This window comes from Streptomyces sp. NPDC030838 (genome assembly GCF_055572035.1).
In genome coordinates this window covers 11,772-33,293 of record NZ_JBVIED010000020.1, presented here as the reverse complement: position 1 = coordinate 33,293, position 21,522 = coordinate 11,772, and the positions used below count along the sequence as shown (strand labels likewise).

25 protein-coding genes are annotated in these 21,522 nt (G+C 72.6%); 3 read left to right on the top strand and 22 right to left on the bottom strand.

Features of this window, described 5'->3' with window-relative positions:
- Nucleotides 1-175: 175 nt before the first annotated feature.
- Nucleotides 176-1,063 (bottom strand): alpha/beta hydrolase, encoded by an 888-nt coding sequence (locus tag ACZ42A_RS36370; protein WP_468531632.1) that lies wholly within the window; start codon nucleotides 1,061-1,063, stop codon nucleotides 176-178.
- Nucleotides 1,064-1,254: 191 nt separating this feature from the next.
- Here ACZ42A_RS36370 and ACZ42A_RS36365 point away from each other — a divergent pair, with 191 nt between their 5' ends.
- Nucleotides 1,255-1,860, top strand: coding sequence for a TetR/AcrR family transcriptional regulator (locus ACZ42A_RS36365; protein WP_468531631.1), 606 nt, complete (start codon nucleotides 1,255-1,257; stop codon nucleotides 1,858-1,860).
- A gap of 175 nt (nucleotides 1,861-2,035) precedes the next feature.
- On the opposite strand, the gene kynU is transcribed toward ACZ42A_RS36365, so the two are convergent.
- The 17 genes from kynU to ACZ42A_RS36280 form a co-directional block, all read right to left on the bottom strand.
- On the bottom strand, nucleotides 2,036-3,226 hold the full coding sequence (gene kynU / locus ACZ42A_RS36360) for a kynureninase (protein WP_468531744.1): 1,191 nt from the start codon (nucleotides 3,224-3,226) through the stop codon (nucleotides 2,036-2,038).
- Between the two features lie 7 nt (nucleotides 3,227-3,233).
- Nucleotides 3,234-4,073 (bottom strand): tryptophan 2,3-dioxygenase family protein, encoded by an 840-nt coding sequence (locus ACZ42A_RS36355; RefSeq protein WP_468531630.1) that lies wholly within the window; start codon nucleotides 4,071-4,073, stop codon nucleotides 3,234-3,236.
- 117 nt (nucleotides 4,074-4,190) lie between these two features.
- On the bottom strand, nucleotides 4,191-4,970 hold the full coding sequence (locus ACZ42A_RS36350; protein WP_468531629.1) for a thioesterase II family protein: 780 nt from the start codon (nucleotides 4,968-4,970) through the stop codon (nucleotides 4,191-4,193).
- Nucleotides 4,967-5,191 carry a hypothetical protein gene (locus ACZ42A_RS36345; RefSeq protein ID WP_468531628.1) on the bottom strand — a complete coding sequence of 75 codons (225 nt, stop codon included), beginning with the start codon at nucleotides 5,189-5,191 and terminating at the stop codon, nucleotides 4,967-4,969. Before ACZ42A_RS36345 ends, ACZ42A_RS36350 begins: the two co-directional genes overlap by 4 nt.
- Nucleotides 5,192-5,295: 104 nt before the next feature.
- A complete protein-coding gene (locus tag ACZ42A_RS36340) occupies nucleotides 5,296-6,555 on the bottom strand; it encodes an MFS transporter (protein ID WP_468531627.1) in 1,260 nt (419 codons plus the stop codon).
- Between the two features lie 64 nt (nucleotides 6,556-6,619).
- Nucleotides 6,620-7,015: a carboxymuconolactone decarboxylase family protein gene (locus ACZ42A_RS36335; RefSeq protein WP_468531626.1), complete on the bottom strand. Its 396-nt coding sequence runs from the start codon at nucleotides 7,013-7,015 to the stop codon at nucleotides 6,620-6,622.
- Nucleotides 7,016-7,164: 149 nt separating this feature from the next.
- Nucleotides 7,165-8,184 carry an aldo/keto reductase gene (locus tag ACZ42A_RS36330; protein ID WP_468531625.1) on the bottom strand — a complete coding sequence of 340 codons (1,020 nt, stop codon included), beginning with the start codon at nucleotides 8,182-8,184 and terminating at the stop codon, nucleotides 7,165-7,167.
- Between the two features lie 44 nt (nucleotides 8,185-8,228).
- On the bottom strand, nucleotides 8,229-8,438 hold the full coding sequence (locus tag ACZ42A_RS36325) for a tautomerase family protein (protein ID WP_468531624.1): 210 nt from the start codon (nucleotides 8,436-8,438) through the stop codon (nucleotides 8,229-8,231).
- A 167-nt stretch (nucleotides 8,439-8,605) separates the two neighbouring features.
- Nucleotides 8,606-9,457, bottom strand: a complete 852-nt coding sequence (locus ACZ42A_RS36320) for a hypothetical protein (protein WP_468531623.1) — start codon at nucleotides 9,455-9,457, stop codon at nucleotides 8,606-8,608.
- Nucleotides 9,458-9,462: 5 nt separating this feature from the next.
- Nucleotides 9,463-10,089, bottom strand: coding sequence for a hypothetical protein (locus ACZ42A_RS36315; protein ID WP_468531622.1), 627 nt, complete (start codon nucleotides 10,087-10,089; stop codon nucleotides 9,463-9,465).
- Nucleotides 10,090-10,194: 105 nt separating this feature from the next.
- On the bottom strand, nucleotides 10,195-10,494 hold the full coding sequence (locus ACZ42A_RS36310; protein WP_468531621.1) for a YciI family protein: 300 nt from the start codon (nucleotides 10,492-10,494) through the stop codon (nucleotides 10,195-10,197).
- A gap of 5 nt (nucleotides 10,495-10,499) precedes the next feature.
- Complete coding sequence (locus ACZ42A_RS36305) at nucleotides 10,500-11,258, bottom strand: AfsA-related hotdog domain-containing protein (RefSeq protein ID WP_468531620.1); 759 nt, start codon at nucleotides 11,256-11,258, stop codon at nucleotides 10,500-10,502.
- A 36-nt stretch (nucleotides 11,259-11,294) separates the two neighbouring features.
- Entirely contained in the window at nucleotides 11,295-11,570 is a 276-nt protein-coding gene (locus ACZ42A_RS36300; protein WP_468531619.1) for a phosphopantetheine-binding protein, read from the bottom strand.
- Nucleotides 11,564-12,340: an SDR family NAD(P)-dependent oxidoreductase gene (locus ACZ42A_RS36295; protein WP_468531618.1), complete on the bottom strand. Its 777-nt coding sequence runs from the start codon at nucleotides 12,338-12,340 to the stop codon at nucleotides 11,564-11,566. Before ACZ42A_RS36295 ends, ACZ42A_RS36300 begins: the two co-directional genes overlap by 7 nt.
- Nucleotides 12,337-13,671, bottom strand: a complete 1,335-nt coding sequence (locus ACZ42A_RS36290) for a class I adenylate-forming enzyme family protein (RefSeq protein WP_468531617.1) — start codon at nucleotides 13,669-13,671, stop codon at nucleotides 12,337-12,339. The genes ACZ42A_RS36295 and ACZ42A_RS36290 overlap by 4 nt, the downstream gene beginning before the upstream one ends.
- Before the next feature lie 297 nt (nucleotides 13,672-13,968).
- Nucleotides 13,969-14,697: an HAD family hydrolase gene (locus ACZ42A_RS36285; RefSeq protein WP_468531616.1), complete on the bottom strand. Its 729-nt coding sequence runs from the start codon at nucleotides 14,695-14,697 to the stop codon at nucleotides 13,969-13,971.
- A gap of 88 nt (nucleotides 14,698-14,785) precedes the next feature.
- Nucleotides 14,786-15,454: a LuxR C-terminal-related transcriptional regulator gene (locus ACZ42A_RS36280; protein WP_468531615.1), complete on the bottom strand. Its 669-nt coding sequence runs from the start codon at nucleotides 15,452-15,454 to the stop codon at nucleotides 14,786-14,788.
- Between the two features lie 219 nt (nucleotides 15,455-15,673).
- Here ACZ42A_RS36280 and ACZ42A_RS36275 point away from each other — a divergent pair, with 219 nt between their 5' ends.
- On the top strand, nucleotides 15,674-16,267 hold the full coding sequence (locus tag ACZ42A_RS36275; RefSeq protein WP_468531614.1) for a TetR family transcriptional regulator: 594 nt from the start codon (nucleotides 15,674-15,676) through the stop codon (nucleotides 16,265-16,267).
- A gap of 102 nt (nucleotides 16,268-16,369) precedes the next feature.
- Here ACZ42A_RS36275 and ACZ42A_RS36270 read toward each other — a convergent pair whose 3' ends face one another.
- Nucleotides 16,370-17,611 (bottom strand): acyl-CoA dehydrogenase family protein, encoded by a 1,242-nt coding sequence (locus ACZ42A_RS36270; protein WP_468531613.1) that lies wholly within the window; start codon nucleotides 17,609-17,611, stop codon nucleotides 16,370-16,372.
- Nucleotides 17,608-18,663, bottom strand: a complete 1,056-nt coding sequence (locus ACZ42A_RS36265; RefSeq protein WP_468531612.1) for a ScbA/BarX family gamma-butyrolactone biosynthesis protein — start codon at nucleotides 18,661-18,663, stop codon at nucleotides 17,608-17,610. Before ACZ42A_RS36265 ends, ACZ42A_RS36270 begins: the two co-directional genes overlap by 4 nt.
- Before the next feature lie 206 nt (nucleotides 18,664-18,869).
- Between ACZ42A_RS36265 and ACZ42A_RS36260 the strand changes: the two genes are divergently transcribed.
- Nucleotides 18,870-19,481: a ScbR family autoregulator-binding transcription factor gene (locus ACZ42A_RS36260; RefSeq protein WP_468531611.1), complete on the top strand. Its 612-nt coding sequence runs from the start codon at nucleotides 18,870-18,872 to the stop codon at nucleotides 19,479-19,481.
- 106 nt (nucleotides 19,482-19,587) lie between these two features.
- Here ACZ42A_RS36260 and ACZ42A_RS36255 read toward each other — a convergent pair whose 3' ends face one another.
- On the bottom strand, nucleotides 19,588-20,001 hold the full coding sequence (locus ACZ42A_RS36255; protein WP_468531610.1) for a DUF3151 domain-containing protein: 414 nt from the start codon (nucleotides 19,999-20,001) through the stop codon (nucleotides 19,588-19,590).
- Nucleotides 19,998-21,503, bottom strand: a complete 1,506-nt coding sequence (locus ACZ42A_RS36250; RefSeq protein ID WP_468531609.1) for an MFS transporter — start codon at nucleotides 21,501-21,503, stop codon at nucleotides 19,998-20,000. The genes ACZ42A_RS36255 and ACZ42A_RS36250 overlap by 4 nt, the downstream gene beginning before the upstream one ends.
- Nucleotides 21,504-21,522: the final 19 nt, after the last annotated feature.

The following is a 21,522-nucleotide window of genomic DNA, read 5'->3' as shown; positions in this document are numbered from 1 at the left end:
GCCGGAGAGCTCTTCACGGACGTAGCTCTCAGGTATTACGGGTATGACGGGGCCCGCCTGACCGCGTCCCCGTCGGGAAACCGTGGGCCCCCGGGCCGGAACCCGCCGGAAACCGCCGGGAATCGCCGAGTGGCGCCGGGCACCGCCAGGCACGGCCGGGCACCGCCGGGCCGCCTCACCACGCCAGCTGCGCGATCTCCTCCGCCACCACCGCGCACGCGTCCGCCGCCGGATCGATGAGCGGGAAGTGGCCGACGTCCTCCAGCAGCGTCAGCCCGACCATCTCCCCCGCCTTCGCCGCCGCGTCCGCGTACGCCTCGGCGACCGCCTGCGGAACGTCCATGTCCGTACGGCCCTGGACCAGGGTCGTCGCGATGCCTGTAGGGAGCAGCAGCGCCGGGTCGGCGTACGGCTGCCGCTCGGCGAACGCGCCTTCGCCGCCCAGGAGTTGTCGTACCGCGCCCACGCACACGTCCAGCTTGTCCGCGACCGTGAAATCGGCGATCGGGGCCAGGGCGACCACTCCCCTCAGGGGTGCGGGGCGGTCGGTGCGCCAGGGGGCGTCGGCGGGCAGGAGGTGCCGGGCGGCGGCCCACAGCGCGAGGTGGCCGCCGGCCGAGTGCCCGGTGATCACCGTGCGGCGGGGATCGGCCTGCGGCAGGGCCTCGCGGACGAGCGCCGGGAGGGCGTCGAGGGCGGCGGCGACATCGTCGAAGGTGTCCGGCCAGCGGCCGGCCACGGGCCTGCCCTCGGCGCTCTCCCCTTCCGCGCCGCGCCGGTACTCCACACTCGCCACCGCGAAACCCCTACGGGCCAGGAAGTCCGCGAACGGGCTGACATGCCGGCGGTCGTACGGGGCGCGCCAGGCGCCGCCGTGCAGGACGACGACCAGCGGGGCGAGAGCGGTGGGGCCGGCGGGCTCGGTGCCGCGCGGGGCGTAGAAGTCGATGACCTGGTCGGGGTGGTCGCCGTACGCGGCGGCGGCGTCGGGATCGACGGGCGGGTGGGAGAAGGCGGACTCCTCCTCGGCGGCGGCCCGTGCTGCTGCGACGTCGTCCGTCATGCTCAACCTCTCAGCGATGAAACGTGGGTGGCGGACCAGCTGGGACACAGGCCGTTGGCGGGGACGGTACCAGGCCGGTGACGTGCCCGGACATGGGGTTGTCACGCTCGGTGAGGGGTAAACGGTCCTGTGGTTTCGTTACCGTGGCGGGGTGTCCCGTACGGCGATCCGTGTGCACCAAGGAGGCCGATATGTCCGCCGAACCCGGCACCGTACGTCCCGGAGGGCGCACCGCGCGGGTGCGCGCGGCGGTGCTGCGGGCGGCGGGGGACGTGCTGGCGGAGCAGGGGTTCGACCGGCTGGATCTCGCGGACGTGGCGCGGCGGGCGGAGGTCGGGAAGACGACCGTGTACCGGCGGTGGGGGTCGGTGACGGGGCTCGTCGCGGACCTGCTCGTGGAGATGGCCGAGCAGTCGTCGCCGCGCGAGGAGACCGGGTCGGTGCTGGGGGATCTGCGCGCCAACGCGTCGCTGGTGCGGCGGACGCTGGCCGATCCCCGGCAGGGGGCGCTGTTCCGGGCGGTGATCGCGGCGGCGAGCTGCGACGAGCGGACGGCGGGGGCGTTGCGGCGGTTCTACGAGGTGCGGGTGGACGAGTGGGCGCCGTGTGTGGAGCAGGGGGTGGCTCGGGGGGAGTTGCCGGAGGGGACGGATGCGCGGGCGGTGGTGCGGGCGGTGTCCGCTCCGCTGTATTACGGGTTGCTGACGTCCGGGGTGGTCCCCGATGCCCCCGCCGCGGAGCGGGCCGCGCGGGCGGCTTACGCGGCTGCCGTGGCGGGGGTGTACGTCGGTGAGTGAGCTGGGCTTTGAGCGGTTGCTTGAGCAGTTGCCAGAGCTGTGCCCGGCGTTGGGGCGGGCGGGGGTGGGTGCGCAGCCCAGCGGTACGGGGTGCCGCCGCGCCCACCCTCCCCAAGCTCTCGGCTTCGCTCGAGCAGGGGACCCCCATCGCCCCAGGCGGCACGCATGCCCGCGGCTATCGCTGACCCAGCACCTCCCCCAGCACCCTCGCCGCCCGCTCCGCATCCCCGAAGCCCACGTACAGCGGTGTGAAGCCGAAGCGGAGGACGTCCGGGGCGCGGAAGTCGCCGACGACGCCCTGGGCGATCAGGCGCTTCATGACCTCCCCGGCGTCCTCGCAGCGCAGCGCCACCTGGCTGCCCCGCTGCTCGTGGGGCACCGGGGTCAGGGATTCGACGCGGGAGGGGCCGACGTACGCCTCCACGCACTCCAGGAAGAAGTCCGTCAGCGCCAGCGACTTCGCGCGGACCGTGTCGATCGACACCCCGTCCCAGACGTCGAGCGCCGCTTCGAGGGCGAGCATCGACAGGATGTCCGGGGTGCCGACCCGGCCCCGCAGCGCACCCTGCGCCGGTTCGTAGGTGCCGCGCATGCCGAAGGGCTCCGCGTGGGAGTTCCAGCCGGGCAGCGGGGAGTCGAAACGGTCCTGCAGCTCCCGCCGGACGTACAGGTACGCCGGTGAACCCGGGCCGCCGTTCAGGTACTTGTAGGTGCAGCCGACCGCCAGGTCCACCCCGTGCTCGTCGAGCCCGACCGGCAGCGCGCCCGCGCTGTGGCACAGGTCCCAGACGGCCACGGCGCCCGCGCTGTGCACGGCGGCCGTGAGGGAGGGCAGGTCGTGGAGGCGGCCGGTGCGGTAGTCGACGTGGTTGAGGAGGACGGCGGCCGTACGCGGGCCCAGCACCGCCGGCACCTCCACCGGGGCGGCCGGCCGCAGCCTGCAGCCGGTCAGTCGGGCCGCCGACTCGGCGATGTAGCCGTCGGTGGGGAACGTCGTGGCGTCCACGACGATCTCGTCACGGCCCTCTCCGGCCATCCGCACCGCCGCCACCAGCGCCTTGAAGACGTTCACGCTGGTGGAATCGCCGACCACCACCTGCCCGGCCGCGGCCCCGATCAGCGGCGCGATCCGGTCGCCGATCCGCTCGGGCGCCGTCCACCAGCCGCTCTCCTCCCAGGAGCGGATCCGCAGTTCGCCCCACTGGCGGCCCACCACATCGGCGACCCGCCCGGGAACACCGGCCGGCAGCGCGCCCAGCGAGTTGCCGTCCAGATAGACGACGTCGTCCAGGACGAACTCCGCGCGCTTGCCCGCCAGTTCGTCCGCCGCGTCCAGCTTCTCCGCGCGCGCCCTCAGGTCGGACATCCTCGGCTCAGACATACGACCTCGCCGTCCACAGCTCCGGGAAGACGTTCTTCCGGGCCCGCTTCTCCAGCCAGGCCACGCCCGCCGAACCACCCGTGCCGGGCTTCGCGCCCATGGCCCTCCGGGTGGCGACCAGGTGGTCGTTGCGCCAGCGCCACACCAGCTCGGCCACGTCCGTCAACGCCTCGCCGAGCCGGGCGAGTTCGTCGGTCTCGTCGCCGGAGTAGACGGCGGTCCAGGCCGCTTCGACCTCCTCCGACGGCTCGTAGCGCAGGGAGACGTCACGCCGCAGGACGGACTCGGGGATGGCATGGCCCCGGCGGGCCAGCAGCCGCAGCACCTCGTCGTAGAGGCTCGGCTCGTGCAGCGCCTTCTCCAGTTCCGCGTGCACGCGGGGCGCGCCCCGGTGCGGGACGAGCATCGACGCGGACTTCTCGCCGAGCAGGAACTCCATCCGCCGGTACATCGCGGACTGGAAGCCGGAGCCCTCGCCCAGAGCGCTCCGGTACGAGTTGAACTGCGCCGGCGTGAGCTGGCCCAGCGGCTTCCAGGACGCGTTCAGCGCCTCCAGCTCCCGTACGGAACGTTTCAGCGCGGCGATCGCCACCGGGACGTCGTCCTCGCGGAGCGCCTTCGCCGCCGTCTCCCACTCGTGCACGACGACCGTGAACCACAGCTCCATGACCTGGGTCGTGACCAGGAAGACCATCTCTCCGGGATCGTCGGAGAGGGTGTGCTGGAGGTGGGTGAGAACGTCCGCTTTGACGTAGTCCTCGTACGGGGTGGTCCCCTGGAAGTCGAGATGCGGGGTCTCCGGCTCGTGGATTTCCTGAGCCTCGTGGGACATCGCTGTCTCCTGTATTACTCCGGGTAGCGGTCCGCCCCTGCCGTTACCGGCACGGGGGCCCCGGTCCCCACCCGCATCCTCCGCAATCCACCCCGGCGTCCGCAAGCGAGGCGCCGGTCACACCGCCAGGAGCGGATCCGGCAGACGGCCCGCGGCGCGGGTGACGTCGGCGGTCAGGTCGGCGAGCAGCGCCCGCCGGGTCACCGGGTCGGCCAGGTAGAAGTGGCCGCCCGGGTAGCGGCGTACGACGAGGTCCGCGCGGGTGTACGCGGACCAGCGGGCGAGCCGGTCCGGCGGGGCGGTGCGGTCCGCGGCGCCGCCGAACGCGGTGACCGGTACGGCGGGCGGGACGGCCGGCGGATCCTGCCGCCACCGGTCGACGAGCCGCAGGTCGGCGCGCAGGCGGCCGCCGAAGTGGCGCCACAGGGCGGGGTGCTCCACGACCTCCGCCGGGGTACCGCCCGTGGCGCGGGCCCACGCGCGCAGCTCGTCGTCGGACATCAGATGCCGCCCGCCCGGGGCGCCGCCCGGCGGACGGGGCGGCAGCGCGGCGGACAGGCCCAGCCAGTGCGGGGCGGTCCCGTCGGCGGCGAGACGGCGGGTGGTGGCGTACGCGGCCAGGGCGCCCATGCTGTGCCCGAAGAAGGCGTACGGGGTGCCGTCGAGGCGGGGCAGGATCGCGGCGCGGAAGGCACCGGCCAGGTCGTCGAGGTCGCGCGGCTCGGGAACGGCGACGGCGGCGCCCCGGCCCGGCGCGTCCAGCAGGCAGATCTCCCAGTCGCCGGGGAGGTGGCCGGCCCAGTCGGCGTAGCAGCCCGCGGAGCCGCCCGCGTGGTGGAACAGGAACAGGCGCAGCGCCGGTCCACCCGGCACCGGGCGCCGCGACACGGTGATCACCGGCTGCTCCGGTGGGCCGGGGAACGGCGCCGCGCGTCCGGCTCCACCAGGCCGGGCACCACGAACAGCGACAGCACGCTGCCCTGCGGGGACGCCGGGCCGGAGGGGAGCCGACGGGTGGCGGGCGGCTTCCGGGGAACAGCGGACGTCGCTGCCGCGGTCGAGCCCAGCGAGCGTACGGCGTGGCGCATGGGGCGGATGGTGATGGCGAGGTCGGACACGGCGGAACCTGCTCTCTCTCGGGGCGTGGGACACGGAAGGGCCCGTGGCCGGTCGGGGCGGACCGGCCACGGGCCCGTGGAGGGGTCGTACGGACGTACGCGGCTCAGGAGCCGCTGTTCGCGTCCTGCCGGCCGAGGGCGGCTGCGGCCAGCGCGGCCGCCGCGAGGGCCGCGGCGATCCAGGTGACGCTGCCCAGGCCGATGTGGTCGACGGTCAGGCCGCCGAGGAGCGAGCCGAGGGCGATCGACGCGTTGAAGGAGGTGATGTACATCGAGGAGGCCGCGTCGGTGGCGTCCCCGGCGGACTGCATGACCCACGTCTGGAGGCAGACCGGGAGCGCCGCGTACGCCAGACCCCAGACGATCAGCACCGGGTAGGCGATGAACTCGGCGTCCTTCAGCACGGCGAAGACGACCAGGGCGACCGCCATCGCGCCGACCGCGGTCAGCAGCGACTTGCGCAGCGAGCGGGCCACCGTGGCACCGGCGACGAAGTTGCCGATCACGCCGGCGATGCCGAAGACCAGCAGCAGCACGCTGATCAGGTCGGAGCTGAGGCCGGTCTCGTCCTCCAGGTAAGGGGCGATGTAGGTGAAGGCGAGGTAGTGGCCGATCATCGTCAGCGAGGTGACCAGCAGGGCGGTCATGAACGGCGCGTGGCGCAGCAGCCCGCGCAGCGCGGCGAGGTCGGCGCGGCCCTGCGGCGGCAGGGACGGCAGCAGGGTCAGGGCGCCCAGCAGCACCAGACCGCCGAGCCCGGCCATCGCGTAGAAGGCGACCTGCCAGTGCGTCTGCTGGCCGAGGAAGGTGCCCAGCGGCACGCCCAGCACGGAGGCGATGGAGATGCCGGAGAGCACGACCGCGGTGGCCTTCACGCCGTCCTTCTCGGGGACGAGCCGGACGGTGGTGCCGGGCACGGTGGACCAGAAGACGCCGTGCGCGAAGCCCATCAGGATGCGGGCGGCGATCAGCACGGTGTAGTTCGGGGCGAGCGCGGTGACGATGTTGCCGAGGACCAGCACCGCCATCAGGCCGCTGATCAGCCAACGGCGGTCGATCCGGCTGAACAGCGCGGTCAGCGGTACGGCGGTGAGGGCGGCGACCGCGCCGTAGAGGGTGACGGTCAGACCGGCCACGCCGTTCGACACGCCGACGTCCTGCGCGATGGGCGGCAGCAGGCCGACCGGCAGCAGCTCCGAGGTGACGATGGCGAAGACGCCGAGGCCGAGGGTGAGAACGGACAGCCAGCGCACCAGCGGGCTGCGGCTCGCCGGGTCGTGGGCGGCCGCGTGGCGGGCGGCGGGCGCGGGACGGGCCGGGGCCTCGTCGAGCGTGGCCCGGAATTCCGTGGACGAGGTGGTCACGAGATCTCCAAGTCGGGTCCTGGTGGGGGGATCTGGGGTGTCGGGACGGAGCGGGTTCGAGCGGTCACTGCTCGGCGGGGGGCAGGACGCGCTTGGCCACGGCCAGGGCGTTCATCACGCGCGGGATGCCGGCGTAGGCGGTGACGTGGGTGAGCAGGGCGACGATCTCGGTCCGGGTGGCGCCGGCCCGCAGGGTGGCCCGCAGATGGGTCTCCAGCTGGGCCTCGCAGCCACCGAGCGCGGTGAGGATGGCGAGGGTCGCCAGCTCCCGCGTCTTCAGGTCGAGTCCGGGCCGGCCGACGATGTCGCCGAAGACGTACTCGACGATGGTGTGCCCGAACCGCTCGTCGAGCGGGGCGACTCCGGCGATCACGGCGTCCGGGTCGATGCCGAGACTGCGCATGACCTCGGCACCGTGCGCTTCTCGCTCGCTGACGGCGACGGGGGCCTCGGTGGACATGACAATTCCCTTTCTGCGGGTGGATGCGGGGGAAGAGGAACAGGGAGGGGGTGGGGCGCGCGGGCCCGGGCGGGGGGGCTGGAACGGGCCCGCGCGGTCAGTGAGGAGCCGCTGAGGAACGGCGCTACCGGGCTATCGGGTCACCGGGGCTATCGGGTGACCGGCATGATCGCCGCGGGGTACCGCTCCCCGACGACGTTCTCGTCCCGGAACGCCTCGTCCAGCGCGTCCAGTTCGTCCTGCTTGAGCTCCACGGCGGCGGCGCCGAGGTTCTGCGCCAGGTACTCCATGCGCTTGGTGCCGGGGATCGGCACGATGTCGTCGCCCTGGGCGAGCACCCAGGCCAGGGCGATCTGCCCCTTCGTCGCGCCGTGCGCCTCGGCGATCGCGCCGACGGTGTCGAGCAGCGGCAGGTTGGCCTCCAGGCTGCCGTCGGCGAAGCGCGGGTTGACGCGCCGGAAGTCGCCCTCGGGCAGGCTGTCCACGCTGCGCACGGTGCCGGTGAGGAAGCCGCGGCCCAGCGGCGAGTACGGGACCAGCGTCACGCCCAGCTCGCGGCAGGCGCCGAGCACCCCGTCGTCGACGACATTGCGCGTCCACAGCGAGAACTCGCTCTGCACGGCGGCGATCGGGTGCACGGCGTGCGCCCGGCGCAGGTGGGCCGCGCTGATCTCGCTCAGCCCGATGTGCCGCACCTTGCCCTCGCGGACGAACTCGGCGAGCGCGCCGATGGTGTCCTCGACGGGCGTCTCGCCGTCGAACCGGTGGACGTAGTAGAGGTCGATGGTGTCGACGCCGAGCCGGCGCAGCGACGCCTCGACGGCCTGGCGGGCGTAGGCCGGGGTGTTGTCGTTCCAGCGCTTGCCGTCGGCGAGCCGGATGCCGAACTTGGTGGCCAGCACGACCTCGTCGCGGCGGCCCCGGATGGCCTTGCCGACCAGCTCCTCGTTGTGGCCGCGGCCGTACATGTCGGCCGTGTCGATGAGGGTGGCGCCCGCGTCGAGGGCGGCGTTGATGACCCGGATCGAGCGTTCGTCGTCGGCGGGGCCGTAGTACTCGCCGCTCATGCCCATGCAGCCGAGGCCGACGGCCCCGACGAGCGGGCCCTCGGCGCCGATGCGGCGCTGCGGGCCGGTCAGGCGGGGAACCTCCACCGCGTTCTCTTCCATGGTCTTCTGCTTCCTCACTGGGTGGGGGACTGGTGGCGCGGAGGTCAGCGCCGCCTGCTGAGTTCGGGGAAGTCGGGGTCCGAGCCGAGCGCGCCGGCCTCGCCCCAGCGGTTCGCCGGGACCTCGCTCAGGTAGACGGTGATCTTGTCGAGCGGGAGTCCGAGGACCTTCTGCGTGGTCGCGGTGATTTCCTCGATGAGTTCCTTGGCGACCTCATCGGTCTGCTTCCACAGGGTGACCTGAATGACAGGCATGGCAGTACCTCCAACTGAATTGAGAATTTAATGGGTTGCGTAGGGAACGACAACGCCGATTTCCACTACCCCGAAAGGGCACTACGACCGGGCAGTCCGGGCGGATACGCCGAACGGCCAGGCCAGATGGGGTAGCCGACCGGGTATGCCCGATCGGCTACCCCGGTTCAGCCAGCCGTCGTGGTGAATTCCTGGAAACTCGCCTCACGCAACTTCAACTGTGCGTGAATATCCCCGCCGAGCCCGAAGTGACCGATCGCGCCGCCGTAATTCATGCCGTAACTCATCCACAGCAGCACGACGTTCACGATGCGCTTGGGGCCGGGTGCGCCCGGGGCCGGGAAGGGATTCGGCAGCGTGGCCCGGTAACGGCCCTTTCCGTCCTCGTCGGCCATGAAGACGTTGGGCGCGCCGAGCGGGCCGGGGCGGGACGGGCCGACCGGGGCCGGCGCGAGGTCGTTCTCCCGCAGCGACATGACGGTGTACATGCTGTCGGGGACCAGGCCCGAGAACTCGAAGGAGAACTGCGCGGCCCGGCCGCCGTCCACGACGGACACCTCCAGCCAGCCCTGCGCCTGGACCCACTGCCCCAGCGTGATCGGCTGGTTCACCCGGCGGCCGTCCTCCGGGCGGAAGTCGGGGATGGGCACCTCGTGGAAGGGATAGCTGGGCCGTACGACCGAGTTGGCGCCCGGGTTCTGCTCCGGGGCGAACAGCATGGGGTAGTTGTTGATCGGCAGCGGCAGCGGCAGCGTGTACAGCACCATGTCGCGGTCGGCGTCGGTGAGGTGCTCCGGCAGCTCGCGCACGATGGTGTGCGGCAGCTGCTCGCCGTGCGGGGGCAGCGGGCTGTCCGGTGAGACGATCGCGCGTCCCCACTCCGAGGTCACCGTGCCGTCCGGGCCGGGCCGGTTGACCCGGCCGATGACGACGAAGTCGCCGTCCGCGTTCATGACCTCGCTGGGCGGATAGGTGGGGCCCTGGGTGGTCAGGCTCAGCTCGTAGACCTTCGACCGCATGCCGCTCAGCCCTCGATCCGCGCGTAGGTCTTGGTGAACAGGCCGCCCTCGCCGCCGACCGGCACGATGTACTTCTCCCGGACCTCCTCCAGGATCGCCTCGTACGCCGGGGTCTTGTAGACACCGTTGTGCCGCTCGGGCTCGCAGCTGAACCCGGCGACGAACAGCACGCCGGCGTCGGTGCTGAGCAGCGAGTGGTAGGCGAGCCACACCTCGGACTCGTCGGCGCCGCGCACGGTCTCGAAGATCGTGCGGTCGCGCCAGGCGCGGTACTCGTCCAGCACCGGCGGCTTCACCTCGACGCGGCGCAGCTGGACGTACGGCGTGGTGGGCAGCGGGGTGTCGATGTCCTTCGGCGCCTCGACGAACTCCTGGACCTGGCGCCGGAAGTCACCGGCGAGGTGCGGGGCGACGGCGTCCCACAGGTCGCGCCACTCCTCGCGGAGGGCGGCGAACTGGTTCAGGTCCTCCAGCGGGCGCAGCTCCAGCAGGGAGTCGGCACCCTCGACGGAGCGGTACAGCTGGGCGCCGGAGGGGCGGCGGGTGTGCAGGGCGAGCCATTCCTTGGCGGCCTGGTCGGCGGCGTCGGGGCGGACGGGGGCTTCGGTGACGAGCAGGAGCGGAGCGGACATTTTTTTGGCCTTTCGGGGTCGATCCGTTGTGGTCACAGTGCGGGTGCGTGGGGGCTGGTCGCGCCCACGCGGCGGAGCCGCATATCGATACAGCCCCGCGCCCCTTCAGGTGGGGATGCGGACCGGAGAGCGGTCCGACAGGCGGAGGGCGGTGATCCTTACGTCCTGCCAGACGCCGCCCGTGTAGAACGGGTCCTCCTCCACCCAGCGCCGTACCGTTGCGCGGTCGTCGGCGTTCAGGACGAACAGGCTGCCCACGGCCGTCTCCCCGTCGTCGGCGACGAGGGGGCCGTACAGGAGCGGGCGTGGGGTGACCGCCCCCAGGCGGGCGGAGTGCGCGGCGCGGTGCTCGCGCCGGCCCTCCGCCGCGCCGGGGCCGTCGGTGCAGTGGACGGTCCAGAGCACCGGGCTCACCATCCGCCCGCGCCGGCGAGGGCGGGCTCGCGCTCGGCGGCCAGTTCCTCGCGTACGGCCAGGCGCGCGGCCATGACCTCCTGCTTCTCGGCGAACCGCAGCGGGATGACGCGGATCTCCGCCTCGAAGACCGCGGCGGTCTCGCCGCCCTGGAGGATGTTCACGGTGAAGGCGATCGACTCGCCCACCGGGGACGCCTCCCGCCCGCGCAGCCGGTACTCCACCGTCGCCGGCAGCGGGAAGACGAAGCGGTGGAAGGACGAGTTGACCGAGCTGATCACGAACCGGGTGGCCGGTCCGGGCTCGAGCAGGAACTGCTCGGTGACCACCGTCCAGGTCTGGCGGGCCGCCTCCAGCAGGGTGACCGCCGGGATGTGCAGCCCGGTGAGGTGGTCGGCGAGCACCTCGACCCGCTGGTCCAGCAGCAGCGGCGCCCGGTAGGTCCCCTCGGCCGTCTGCTCGACCGGTCCGATCAGGACGTTCTTCGCGTCGTGCTTGTGGGTGAGGCTCCGCTCCACATGCGCCGGGACCTCACCCTGGCGTATCAGAACGGTGCCGGCGTGCATGGCGGCGAGCACCGACAGTTCGCTGAGCTGGTCGGCGGTCAGGCCCTGACCGACCGAGACCGTGAGCCGGTCCGGCAGGTCCCCGTGGCGCAGCCTGGCGAGCAGGTCCGTCGCGGCGACCGTGCCGCGCTGGGCGAGGAACTCCTCGAACCGGTCACCGACGACGACCACACTCTCGTGCGTGGACATCACAACTCCTCTCTGATGGCGGCGTGTCGACGGGGCTCAGACGGCGATCGCGACGCTCAGCGCCCGCTCGTAGGCGTCGACGAGGTCGCCGACGGTGCGCAGGTCGGAGACGACCAGGTCCTCCTCGGCGAACGGGTCGACGTCCAGGTCCGTCTCCAGTTGGATGATCAGCCGGGCCAGCAGCAGCGAGGAGAGGCCGACGGCGTTCAGCGGCTCGGCGCCGGTGATCTCGCCGTGCTCGACCTCGGCCTCCTTCAGGAGTTCGGTGATGTGCTCGATGACGATGTCCTTGACGACACCGGGCTTCAGCATGTGATTCCTCCGTCGACGATGATGGTTTGTCCGGTGATGAACGACGACTGCGGAGAGACGAGGAAAAGGACGGCGTCGGCGATTTCCGTGACGTCGGCGAGCCGGCCGAGCGGGGTGCGACGGGCGATGCGCTCGCGGTTCTGCTCGGTGACGTCCGTGGTCATCTCGCTGTCGAAGAATCCGGGCACGAGGGAATTCACCCGGATGTTCAGCGGGCCGAGTTCCCGGGCCAGGCTGCGGCTGAATCCGTCGAGCCCGGCCTTGGTCGCCGAATAGACGGCGACGCCCCGGTATCCGCGTACGGCGTTGATGGACGAGACATTGACGATCTGGCCGCCGCCCCGGTTGCTCATCACCCGGGCACAGGCCTGGGCGAGGGCGATCGGGGCCGCGAGGTTGCTGGCGAGGAGCAGGTCCACCTGACGGGCCGAGGCGGTCAGGAACAGCTCCTGCTTGTTCAGCACGGCCGCGTTGTTGATCAGCAGGTCGATCCCGCCGAAGGTGCGGGCGGCGGTGTTGACGAAGCTCCGCAGCGCCTTGCGGTCGACGAGGTCGACCGACTCCCACAGGAACCGGTCGGGGTGCTCCGCCAGCGTGTCCTTGACGAAGTCGTTCGCCGAGCGGCTGAACGTGGCGACCTTCCACCCGTCGGCCAGCAGCCGCTCGACCAGCAGCCGGCCCAGTCCCTTGCTGCCCCCGCTGACGACGGCGACCTTGCCGGCGTCCGTGCCGCCGGTGGCCGTGTGCGGGGTGTCCTGGACGGCGGTCACACCAGCGCCCTGGTCTTCTTGAAGCGGTCGGAGTGGTGCCGCTCGTCGGACACCGCCACGATCGCCGGGACCTTGAACGCCTCCAGCTTGGTACGGCAGTGCGCGCGCACCCGGCGGGCCACGGACCGCTCGTCCTCCTCGACGCCCTCGGCCAGCTGCACGGTCGCCTTGACGACCATGCCGGTGACCGGGCTGGGAATGCCGCCCACCGTCACCTCGGCGATCCCGTCGACCTCCAGGACGACGCTCTCGACCTCGCTCGGGTACACCTTCTCGCCGCCGACGTTGATGATCTCCGAGCGGCGGCCGAGGATCCTGATCCACTCGCCGTCGGTCTGCACCACGTCCTGGGTGTTGAAGAAGCCCTCGTCGTCGAAGGGCGCGGGCGCGTTCAGATAGCCGAGCATCGCCATGTCGGAGCGGATCCACAGCACGTCGTCGACGATCTTGTGCTCGAAGCCGGCGTTGCCCAGCTTGACCCAGAGGGTGTCGTCGCCGCGCGACTTGGTGGGCAGGATGCCCAGCTCGGACAGGCCGTACGTCTGCTTCAGCCGGACCTCGGGCAGCGCCTTCGCGAGCCGGCGCAGGGTGCGCTCGGGCATCGGCTCGGTGCCGTAGGTGACCAGCCGCAGGGCCGAGGTGTCGTACCGCTCCAGGGCGCCGGAGATCAGCACCATGTTCAGGAAGGTCGGCGTGGTCGGCAGCACCTCCACGCGGTGCCGTTCGATCGCCGCGAACACCGAGTCGGGCGTGCGCTCGGCCACCGTGATCACGGTGCCGCCCTGGGTGAGGGTGGCCAGCAGCGTGTTGACGCCGCCGATGTGGTCCAGGCTGAGGAAGGACAGGATGCGCCGGGCCTTGCCGCCCTCGCCGTAGCGGGCCAGCACCTTGGCGAAGTCCAGCACGGACGCCTTGCTGCGGCCCGTGGTGCCGGAACTGAACAGCACCAGGCCGGGCCGGTGCGCGGCGCGCAGCCTGCCGTACAGCTCGTGTCCGGCGGTGCGGCCGGTGCGCCGTACGTCGTGGTCGCCGGCGTCGTCGACGGCGATGGTCACCTCGACCTCGGCGACGTCGAGGAACTCGGCGCGCTTAGCCTCCGGCAGCGCGGTCAGCGGGACCACGACCACCTCACGCTCGATCAGCGCGATCAGGCCCGCACAGGACTGCGGCGAGTACGCCCCCTCCAGCGTCACCACCTCGCCGGGGCGCACACCGTGGGCGTCGAGCAGCCGGCGCCAGTCGTCGACCATGCCGAGCAGCTGCCGGTAGCTGTAGGCGGTGCCGTGGAACACCACGGCCTCGGCGTCCCCGAAGGAAGCCAATCGGTTCACCAGAGATATCGTCACGCTTCTCCCCCTGTGAATTGCATTCACATCGAGTGGTGCCGCTTGATTCGTGACGAGCCTATGCGGCCGATTTCCGCCCCACAACGGGCCTTTGGAGCGCCGAATTCGGCAGCATCTTTCAGGCACTCGAACAATGGCGCGGCCCATTTGACCATGCCCGAATTTCCGTACCTGAAAGGCCATACCTGTACGGGTATGGCCGTACGGGTATGGCCGCCCGAGCGCACAAAAGAAGACGGCCGCCCCCTCGAAAGGGGACGGCCGTCCGGAACGGCTCCGCGGCTACGCCGCCGGTACGGCGACCGGCGCCGGACCCGTCGCCGCGCTCAGCACGGGCCAGCCCAGCCGCCGCGCGTGCTCCGTCAGCACCGGGTCGGCGCCGATGATCCGGGGCCCGCCGACCAGGCTCAGCATCTCCAGGTCGCTGGAGTGGTCGCCGTAGGCGAAGCAGTCCTCGGCTCGCAGGCCGAGCTCGGCGATCGTCTCCCGTACGCCGAGCGCCTTGTTGGGGCCGATCATCGGGCGCGGTACGTCGCCGGTGAGCACCCCGGCCGCGTCCACGGCCGGCTCGCTGCACAGCACCCGGTGCGCGCCGATCTCCTCGGCGAGCGGTTCGAGGACGCCCCGGAAGGAGCCGGACACCAGCACCACGGCGTGACCCTCGGCGCGGTGCCGGGCGGCCGCCTCCACGGCGGCGGAGACGAACGCGTCGGGGCGCAGCCTGTACTCCTCGTACCAGGCGCGCCCGGCGGCGAACAGCTCGGCGCGCGGGACTCCGGCGAACCGGCGGTAGTAGGCGCGGTTGATCTCGGTGCGGTCCACTCCGGCGTCGGCCTTGGCCTTGGTCTCGGCCCACTCGGCGGCGTAGGCGCTGCCGTCGGCGTCTCCGTGCGCGGCGAGCCAGTGGCGGCGGAAGTGGAACATGCTCTTGACGGCGATCAGCGTCTCGTCGACGTCGAAGAACGCGGCGTGCGTGAAAGGTCGGTCGTCGGCGGTGGCCGTGGTGTGCATGGGGTGTTCGGTCCCTTCTTCTGGCTGCTGAGGGGCGGGCGCACTTGACGTGTCGGTTCGTCACCAGGTGGCTGCGAACCGGGAGTTCTCAGCTCATGACGTCGACGCGCTCGCAGTCGTAGAGGCCCTCGCGCAGGGCGCGTGCCACCGCCGTGGTGCGGTTCGGGCAGTCGAGCTTGGCGAGGATGTTCGCCACCAGGCGCTTGGCGCCGTGCTCGGAGATGACGAGCCTGCGGCCGATCTGCTTGTTGCTCAGGCCGTCCACCATGAGGTCGAGGGCCTGGCGCTCGCGCGGGGTGAGGCGGGGCAGCGGCCTGGCGGCGGACGCGGGCCGGGTGGGCTCCAGCAGCCGGCGCGCGAGCCCGGCCGGCAACGGCACCTCGCCGCGGGCTACCCGGACCAGCGCGTCGTGCAGCGTGTCGGCGTTCAGGCCGCGCACGGCCAGCACACCGGCGCTGCGGACGGCGGTCACCCGCTCGAGGTCCACGGTCTCCTCGTCGTCGACGAGCAGCAGCACCTTGGGGCCGTCGGGGCCGAGTGCCGTGAGCCGCCGCGCCGTTGCGGCGTCGATCTCGTCGACCGACACGACCAGCAGACCGGCGGCCGCCTGCCGGGCGGCGTCGACGGCGTGCGCCGCGTCCGCGTGCGACCGCAGACCGGACACGGCGGCGGCGGACTGGAGCATCCGCTCCACGCCGTAGCGCTGCAGATCGTTTCTGAGGCCCAGGACCACGTCGAAGGCCGGGGCTGCTTCCAACTGGCTTGTCTCTTGACTCCGCACGACGGCGATCCCCCTACGTCACACAGTTGCGGCCGACGGGCTGCCCGACCGGCCGAAGGCATCATGCCACAAACAAATACCTTCGGGAAGGTTTTTATCTCTTGACACACCTCGCCTCACCGGCGGAAACTCAACGGACACGAAACATACCTTTGAGCTGGTATTTTTCCTGGGCCACGCCGACGAGGAGGTGGGATGGTCAAGCAGGACCGTGCGCGCCGGACGTACGAGGCCATACTGGACGCCGCCGCAGAGGAGTTCGTCACTCTCGGGTACACACGTGCGACGCTGAACGGCGTGATCGCCCACACCGGCCTCACCAAGGGCGCCCTGTACGGCCACTTCTCCTCCAAGGAGGACCTGGCCCACACCCTGATCCGGCACGGCGGTACGGTCTGGGCGCGCATCCTCGCCGAGACCCGGGCGGCCCAACTCCCTCCCCTGGCCGCACTGCAGACCCTCATCGTGGCGCTGACGTGCGAGGTGTGGGCGGACGTGCGCGTGCGCGCGGCGTTACGACTCGCGTCCGAGATTCCGGACCTGCAGGACGGGCAACTGCTGGCGGACATCTGGGCGTTCCTGGTGCACCACGCCGAGCAGGCCCGGCAGGCCGGCCAGATCCGCGCGTCCCACAGCCCCGACGCGGTCGCACAGCTCCTGCTGTCGCTGGTCTTCGGCTTCCAGCACCTCCCGGTCGCCCAGCGCGACCAGCCGGTCCGCGACCGCATCGAGTCCCTCTGGCGCCTGGTGTCGGTGGCCCTGCGCCCCACGGCGACCGTGCCCTGCTGAGCGGCTCCGGCGCACGAAGCGACGACACAAGGGTGGGCGAGGTTCCGGCCGGAACCTCGCCCACCCACGTATCACGCCCCAGGCCCTGCGGCGGCCCGTCCGCTACGCCCCGAACACCGCCCGCGCGTACGACTGCGCCGACGGGCCGAAGCGGAGCATCGCGTGCGACGAGGCCGACTGGACGTCACGCCAGCGCCGCTGCACCGGGTCGTCCTCCGCCTGGGCGCGGGTGCCGCCCGCCCGGAACAGGCGGTCGGCCGCCGCCGCGCACAGCTCCACCGCGGCCACCACGTCCCGTACGTTCTCGGCGACCGCCAGCGGCTCCACGCTCCCGTGGTCGGCCCGCTCCGCCGCGCCCCGGGACAGCAGTTCCGCCGCCCGCAGTTCGGCCGACGACCGGGCCAGCACGACCGGACGGTCGCCGGTCGGCGCCGAGCCGATCCAGTCGGCGAGCGCACCCCGCGTCGCGCCCAGCACCGGCGCCGCGAACATCAGCGCCGCCACCAGCGGGTAGGGCACGCTGTGGCAGCGGGCCGAGCCCGCCCCGAGCGGCCGCAGCAGCGCGTCGCGCGCGACCGTGCGGTGCGCGGGAACGTGCACGCCGTCCAGGCGCACGGTGTTGCTGCCGGTGCCCCGCATGCCGAGGGGCCGCCAGGTGTCGTGCACCGCGCAGTCCTCGATGGGCACCAGGAAGAGGCGGGACGTCTCTCCGCCCGGCTCCTGCGCGCGGGCGGAGAGCAGCACCCAGTCCGCGAAGTCGACCCCGCTGACGTTCGGCCACTCCCCCTCCAGCACCCAGCCGCCGGGCACCGCGCGGGCGTCCAGCACCGGCGGGGCGATGCCCGCGGCGATCCGGACGTCGGGCGAGCCGTCCCACAGCTCGTGCCGGGCCCGCTCCGGCAGGTACGCGGCGATCCGGCCGTGCGCCGCGAACAGCGCGGCGACCCAGGCCGCCGCGGTGCACCCCTCGCCCACGCGGGCGACGGCCGCCGTCAGCGCGGCGAACGAGCCCGCCGTGCCCCCGTGCTCGACGGGGACGAAGTGGCGGTTGAAGCCCACCCGGGTGATCTCGGCGACGACCTCCAGGTCGAGCCGCCGGCGCGCGTCGGCCTCCCCGGCCCGCTTCCCCGCGAGCCGCGCCAGCCGCGCGATCCGGGGCCCGGCATTCGCGTCCTCGAGCGTGTTCGCGTCCTTCGGCGCGCCGTTCGGGTTCTTCGGCGTGCCGTTCGCATCCCGCAGCTTGCCGTTCGCGTCCTTCAGCGTGCCGGCGGAAGACTCGGGCCACGCGGCCCGCCGCGACCGTCTGCCGGCGTCGACGGTCGGCTCCCCCGTGCGGTGCGTCACGCGGCGGCCTCCTCGCAGCCCTCGTGAAACGTTTCCTCATCGCGGGTGGCCGCCCCCCGCTCGACCCACCGCGCCTCCGCGGTGGCCACCACCAGGTCCCCCTGCACCGCCTCCAGCACGAGCCCGCCGCCCCCGGCCGCGGGTCGCGTCACGATCCGCACCGGTGCGTCCAGCTCGCAGAACGCCGAGAACGTCGCGCTCCCCGCGGCCGGCACACACGCGCGCGGCGCTTCCGCCCGCGCCACCTGCCGGAAGGCCTCCAGGAGCAGCATGCCGGGCACGTGGTCGCTGGGGTGGTCGAAGTAGGTGGGGTGCGTCTGGTCCACCTTCAGGGCCCAGGCGCCGCCCGGCTCCCCCTCCGCACCGCCGAGCCGGGCCACCACCACGTCCATCTCCCAGGCGCGGCCGACCCGTCCGGGTGCGGGGACGACCGCCCCGTCCGGCAGGGGCGCCGACGGCACCTCGCCGGGCCGGGGCACCGCGGCCCCGCCCAGCCCTCGCCGGCGCACCGCGGCGTACCGGGTGGCGTGCACGGCCTGCCAGCTCACGCTGCCCTCGGCGCGGATCTCGCCGTCGGTCAGCAGCCGGGCGTCGAGGCTCATGGCGACCCCGCGGGGGCCGCGCCGCCCGGTCTCGCGGCAGTCGACCTCCAGGATCACGCACCCGTCGGCGCCGCCGTCCGCCGCCGCGGGGGCGGGGCCGTCGGTGCGCAGCTCGTAGCCGAGGCCGCAGAAGATGAACGGGTGGTCGAGGGGCACGGCGTAGAAGCGGTGCGAGAGGTAGATGGCGGTCTGCCGCAGTATCTCCACGAACAGCGTCGGATCGACCGGTCCGGCCGGGTCCGTACGGTACAGCGGGTGTCCGGCGGGCTGCCGGACCGCGAGGTAGAAGCGCCCGGGACGGACCCGTACCGCGTCGGTCAGCAGCACCTCGTGCTCCGCGGTCTTGTGCACGAGCCGCCGCGGAACGGTCCGCTCGAGCGCGGGTCCTTCCCCGGTTCCGTTCCCCCGCGCATCCCCGTGCACGCCGGCCTTCAACACGTCAACACTCATGACTCTCCCCCAGTGAGTTGGATGAAGCGGACGCTGAGCACCACACATCGGCGAGCCCTTCGGGGCCCGCCGACGGAAGAAATATACCTTCGGGAAGGTATATTGCAACGGCGATCTCTGGGATCCTTGACCGAGAGGACGCAGAATCACCAAGTCCGTTTCTACGGCTGCGCGCTTATCGGACACCGTCAGAAAGGCAGCACACGATGACCACCACGGAGCACCGCCATCTGAAGCAGGAGCGTGCCGTCCGCACGCGCAAGCAGGTGCTCGACACCGCCGCCGAGCTGTTCGCCGAGCGCGGTTACACCGGGACGTCGGTCGTCGACATCGCCGAGCGCGTCGGCATGACCAAGGGCGCGGTCTACTTCCACTTCAAGAACAAGGAAGCCATGGCCGTGGCGGTCGTCGAGAGCAACTACCAGCTGTGGCCGGACATCCTGAAGGAGGTGCGCGCCGAGGGACTCGACCCGCGCGAGACCATCCTGCGGCTGCTGGACCGCACCGCCGAGGCCTTCCACAGCGAGCCCATGGTGCAGGCGGCCACCCGGCTCCAGGGCGAGCGGTCGCTCATCGGCACCCCGCTGCCCGAGCCGTATGTCGGCTGGATCAAGCTGCTCACCGAGCTGTTCGAGGAGGCCCGGGAGGCGGGCCAGCTGAAGGAGGGGCTGACCCCGCGCGCCGCCGCGCACGTCGTGGTCGCGTCCTTCTACGGCGTGCAGCACGTCTCCGACGTGCTGCACCACCGGGTGGATCTGATGGACCGCTGGCAGGAACTGCGGGCGGTCACCCTGGAGACCGTCCTGCCCCGCGGATGAGGGCCCCGGACGGAGCGGACCGGGAACCGCCGCGGGGCCGGCCGTCTCCGGCGGGGCCCGCGGCGGTGTCGTACGGGGGTCGGTCGTACGACGGTCGGGCGAACGGTCAGCCCAGCGTCTGCGCCGCCGTCGGCGAGGAGTCCTTCAGGAACTGCGTGCAGCGCTCGTACTCCTCCTGCTCGCCGATCGCCTGCGCGGCGCGGGCGAGGCCGTGCAGGGCGCGCAGGAAGCCGCGGTTCGGCTCGTGCTCCCACGGCACCGGGCCGTGGCCCTTCCAGCCGTTGCGGCGCAGCGCGTCCAGACCGCGGTGGTAGCCGGTACGGGCGTAGGCGTACGACTCCACCACGCTGCCCCGCTCGAACGCCTCGTCGGCCAGCCGGGCCCAGGCCAGCGACGAGGTCGGGTACTTCGCGGCGACCTCGGCGGCCGGGGCGCCGCCCGCCAGCAGCTCGCGCGGCTCCGGGTCGTCGGGGAGGTGGGTCGGGGGCGGACCCCCGAGCAGGTTCTCGTGAATCGTCATGGGTTCAGTCTGTCACTGGGGGGTGCCGCCGGCCGGTGGCCCTCCGCGGCGACCGGACGATCGCCCTCCAGCGGCGGTGCCGCCACCCCGCAGTGCGTACGGCACTCCGGGTGCGGGCAGTCCGGCGCGGGCCGCCGCACCGTCGCGAACGCCAGCACAGCCCCCGCCACCAGCACCCCCGCGCACCACACCATCGCCCGGCCGAACGCGGCGTCGAAGGCGCCCGCCGAGCGATAGGCCTCCGGCCCCATCCCGGCGAGCAGCGGCAGCGCGGCCACCGCGACCAGGCCCGCCGCCCGCGCCGCGGCGTTGTTGATGCCGCTGGCCAGGCCCGCCCGCGCGGTGTCGACCGAGCCGAGGACGGTGGCGGTCAGCGGGGCGACCAGGGTGACCATGCCGAGGCCCAGCACCAGCATCGCGGGCAGGACGTCCGCCCAGTACGACGCCTCCGGCCCGACCCGCAGCATGAGCAGCATGCCCACCGCGCACAGCAGCGGTCCCACCGTGAGGGGGATGCGCGGCCCGATCTTCTCCCCCAGTTCCCCGGACCGGGCGGAGAACAGCAGCATCAGCGCGGTCGTCGGCAGCAGGGCGGTGCCCGCGCCGAGCGCCGAGTAGCCGGAGACGACCTGGAGCTGGAGGACGGCCAGGAAGAAGAAGCCGCCGAAGGCCGCGTACACGCACAGGGTGACCAGGTTGACCGCGGTGAACAGGCGGGAGCCGAAGATGTCGAGCGGCATCATCGGGTCCGGCCGCCGCCGCTCCACGACCACGAACGCCACGGCGGCGAGCAGCCCCGCGCCCGCCGTGAGGACGACGGTCAGGGCTCCGGCGTGCGCCTCGATCAGGGCGTACGTCACCAGGGCGAGCGCGAGCGCGCCGAGCGCGGCGCCGAGCACGTCGAACCGGCCGTGCGACCCCCCGCCCGCCGACTCCGGCACATGCCGCAGCGCGACCGGCACGCACAGCAGGGCCAGCGGCACATTGATCAGGAACACCCAGCGCCAGCCGGGCCCGTCCACCAGCCAGCCGCCCAGGAACGGGCCGACGGCGGCGCCGATGCCGCCGAAGCCGGACCACAGGCCGACCGCGCGGCCCCGGTCGTCGGCGTGGAAGGAGGCCTGGATGAGGGCGAGCGAGCCGGGGGTGAGCAGGGCCCCGCCGACGCCCTGGAGGGCGCGGGCGGCGACCAGCACCCCGGCGTTCGGGGCGAGCCCGCACAGCAGGGAGGCGGCGGCGAACCAGACCACGCCGAGGACGAAGATCCGCCGTCGGCCGAACCGGTCGCCGAGGGCGCCGCCGAGCAGGATCAGCCCGGCCAGCGTGACCATGTAGGCGTTGACCGTCCACTGCAGGACGGCGAGGTCCGCGTCGAGGTCACGGCCGATGCGCGGCAGGGCGACGTTGACGACGGTCGAGTCCAGCAGGGCCATGCTGGAGCCGAGCACGGTGGTGAGCAGGAGCCACTTGCCCTGCGGGGAGGCCAGCCGGACGTCGGGCATGCTCCCAGGTATACATCGA

What these genes read in the sequence shown, in the direction of transcription:
- ACZ42A_RS36255 (WP_468531610.1), bottom strand. Translation starts at nt 20,001, where the DNA reads ATGACGATTCACGAGAACCTGCTCGGGGGTCCGCCCCCGACCCACCTC.
- kynU (WP_468531744.1), bottom strand. Translation starts at nt 3,226, where the DNA reads ATGTCCGACCTGAGGGCGCGCGCGGAGAAGCTGGACGCGGCGGACGAA.
- ACZ42A_RS36250 (WP_468531609.1), bottom strand. Translation starts at nt 21,503, where the DNA reads ATGCCCGACGTCCGGCTGGCCTCCCCGCAGGGCAAGTGGCTCCTGCTC.
- ACZ42A_RS36285 (WP_468531616.1), bottom strand. Translation starts at nt 14,697, where the DNA reads ATGCACACCACGGCCACCGCCGACGACCGACCTTTCACGCACGCCGCG.
- ACZ42A_RS36260 (WP_468531611.1), top strand. Translation starts at nt 18,870, where the DNA reads ATGACCACCACGGAGCACCGCCATCTGAAGCAGGAGCGTGCCGTCCGC.
- ACZ42A_RS36330 (WP_468531625.1), bottom strand. Translation starts at nt 8,184, where the DNA reads ATGGAAGAGAACGCGGTGGAGGTTCCCCGCCTGACCGGCCCGCAGCGC.
- ACZ42A_RS36275 (WP_468531614.1), top strand. Translation starts at nt 15,674, where the DNA reads ATGGTCAAGCAGGACCGTGCGCGCCGGACGTACGAGGCCATACTGGAC.
- ACZ42A_RS36305 (WP_468531620.1), bottom strand. Translation starts at nt 11,258, where the DNA reads ATGTCCACGCACGAGAGTGTGGTCGTCGTCGGTGACCGGTTCGAGGAG.
- ACZ42A_RS36315 (WP_468531622.1), bottom strand. Translation starts at nt 10,089, where the DNA reads ATGTCCGCTCCGCTCCTGCTCGTCACCGAAGCCCCCGTCCGCCCCGAC.
- ACZ42A_RS36265 (WP_468531612.1), bottom strand. Translation starts at nt 18,663, where the DNA reads ATGAGTGTTGACGTGTTGAAGGCCGGCGTGCACGGGGATGCGCGGGGG.
- ACZ42A_RS36320 (WP_468531623.1), bottom strand. Translation starts at nt 9,457, where the DNA reads ATGCGGTCGAAGGTCTACGAGCTGAGCCTGACCACCCAGGGCCCCACC.
- ACZ42A_RS36365 (WP_468531631.1), top strand. Translation starts at nt 1,255, where the DNA reads ATGTCCGCCGAACCCGGCACCGTACGTCCCGGAGGGCGCACCGCGCGG.
- ACZ42A_RS36300 (WP_468531619.1), bottom strand. Translation starts at nt 11,570, where the DNA reads ATGCTGAAGCCCGGTGTCGTCAAGGACATCGTCATCGAGCACATCACC.
- ACZ42A_RS36325 (WP_468531624.1), bottom strand. Translation starts at nt 8,438, where the DNA reads ATGCCTGTCATTCAGGTCACCCTGTGGAAGCAGACCGATGAGGTCGCC.
- ACZ42A_RS36355 (WP_468531630.1), bottom strand. Translation starts at nt 4,073, where the DNA reads ATGTCCCACGAGGCTCAGGAAATCCACGAGCCGGAGACCCCGCATCTC.
- ACZ42A_RS36335 (WP_468531626.1), bottom strand. Translation starts at nt 7,015, where the DNA reads ATGTCCACCGAGGCCCCCGTCGCCGTCAGCGAGCGAGAAGCGCACGGT.
- ACZ42A_RS36370 (WP_468531632.1), bottom strand. Translation starts at nt 1,063, where the DNA reads ATGACGGACGACGTCGCAGCAGCACGGGCCGCCGCCGAGGAGGAGTCC.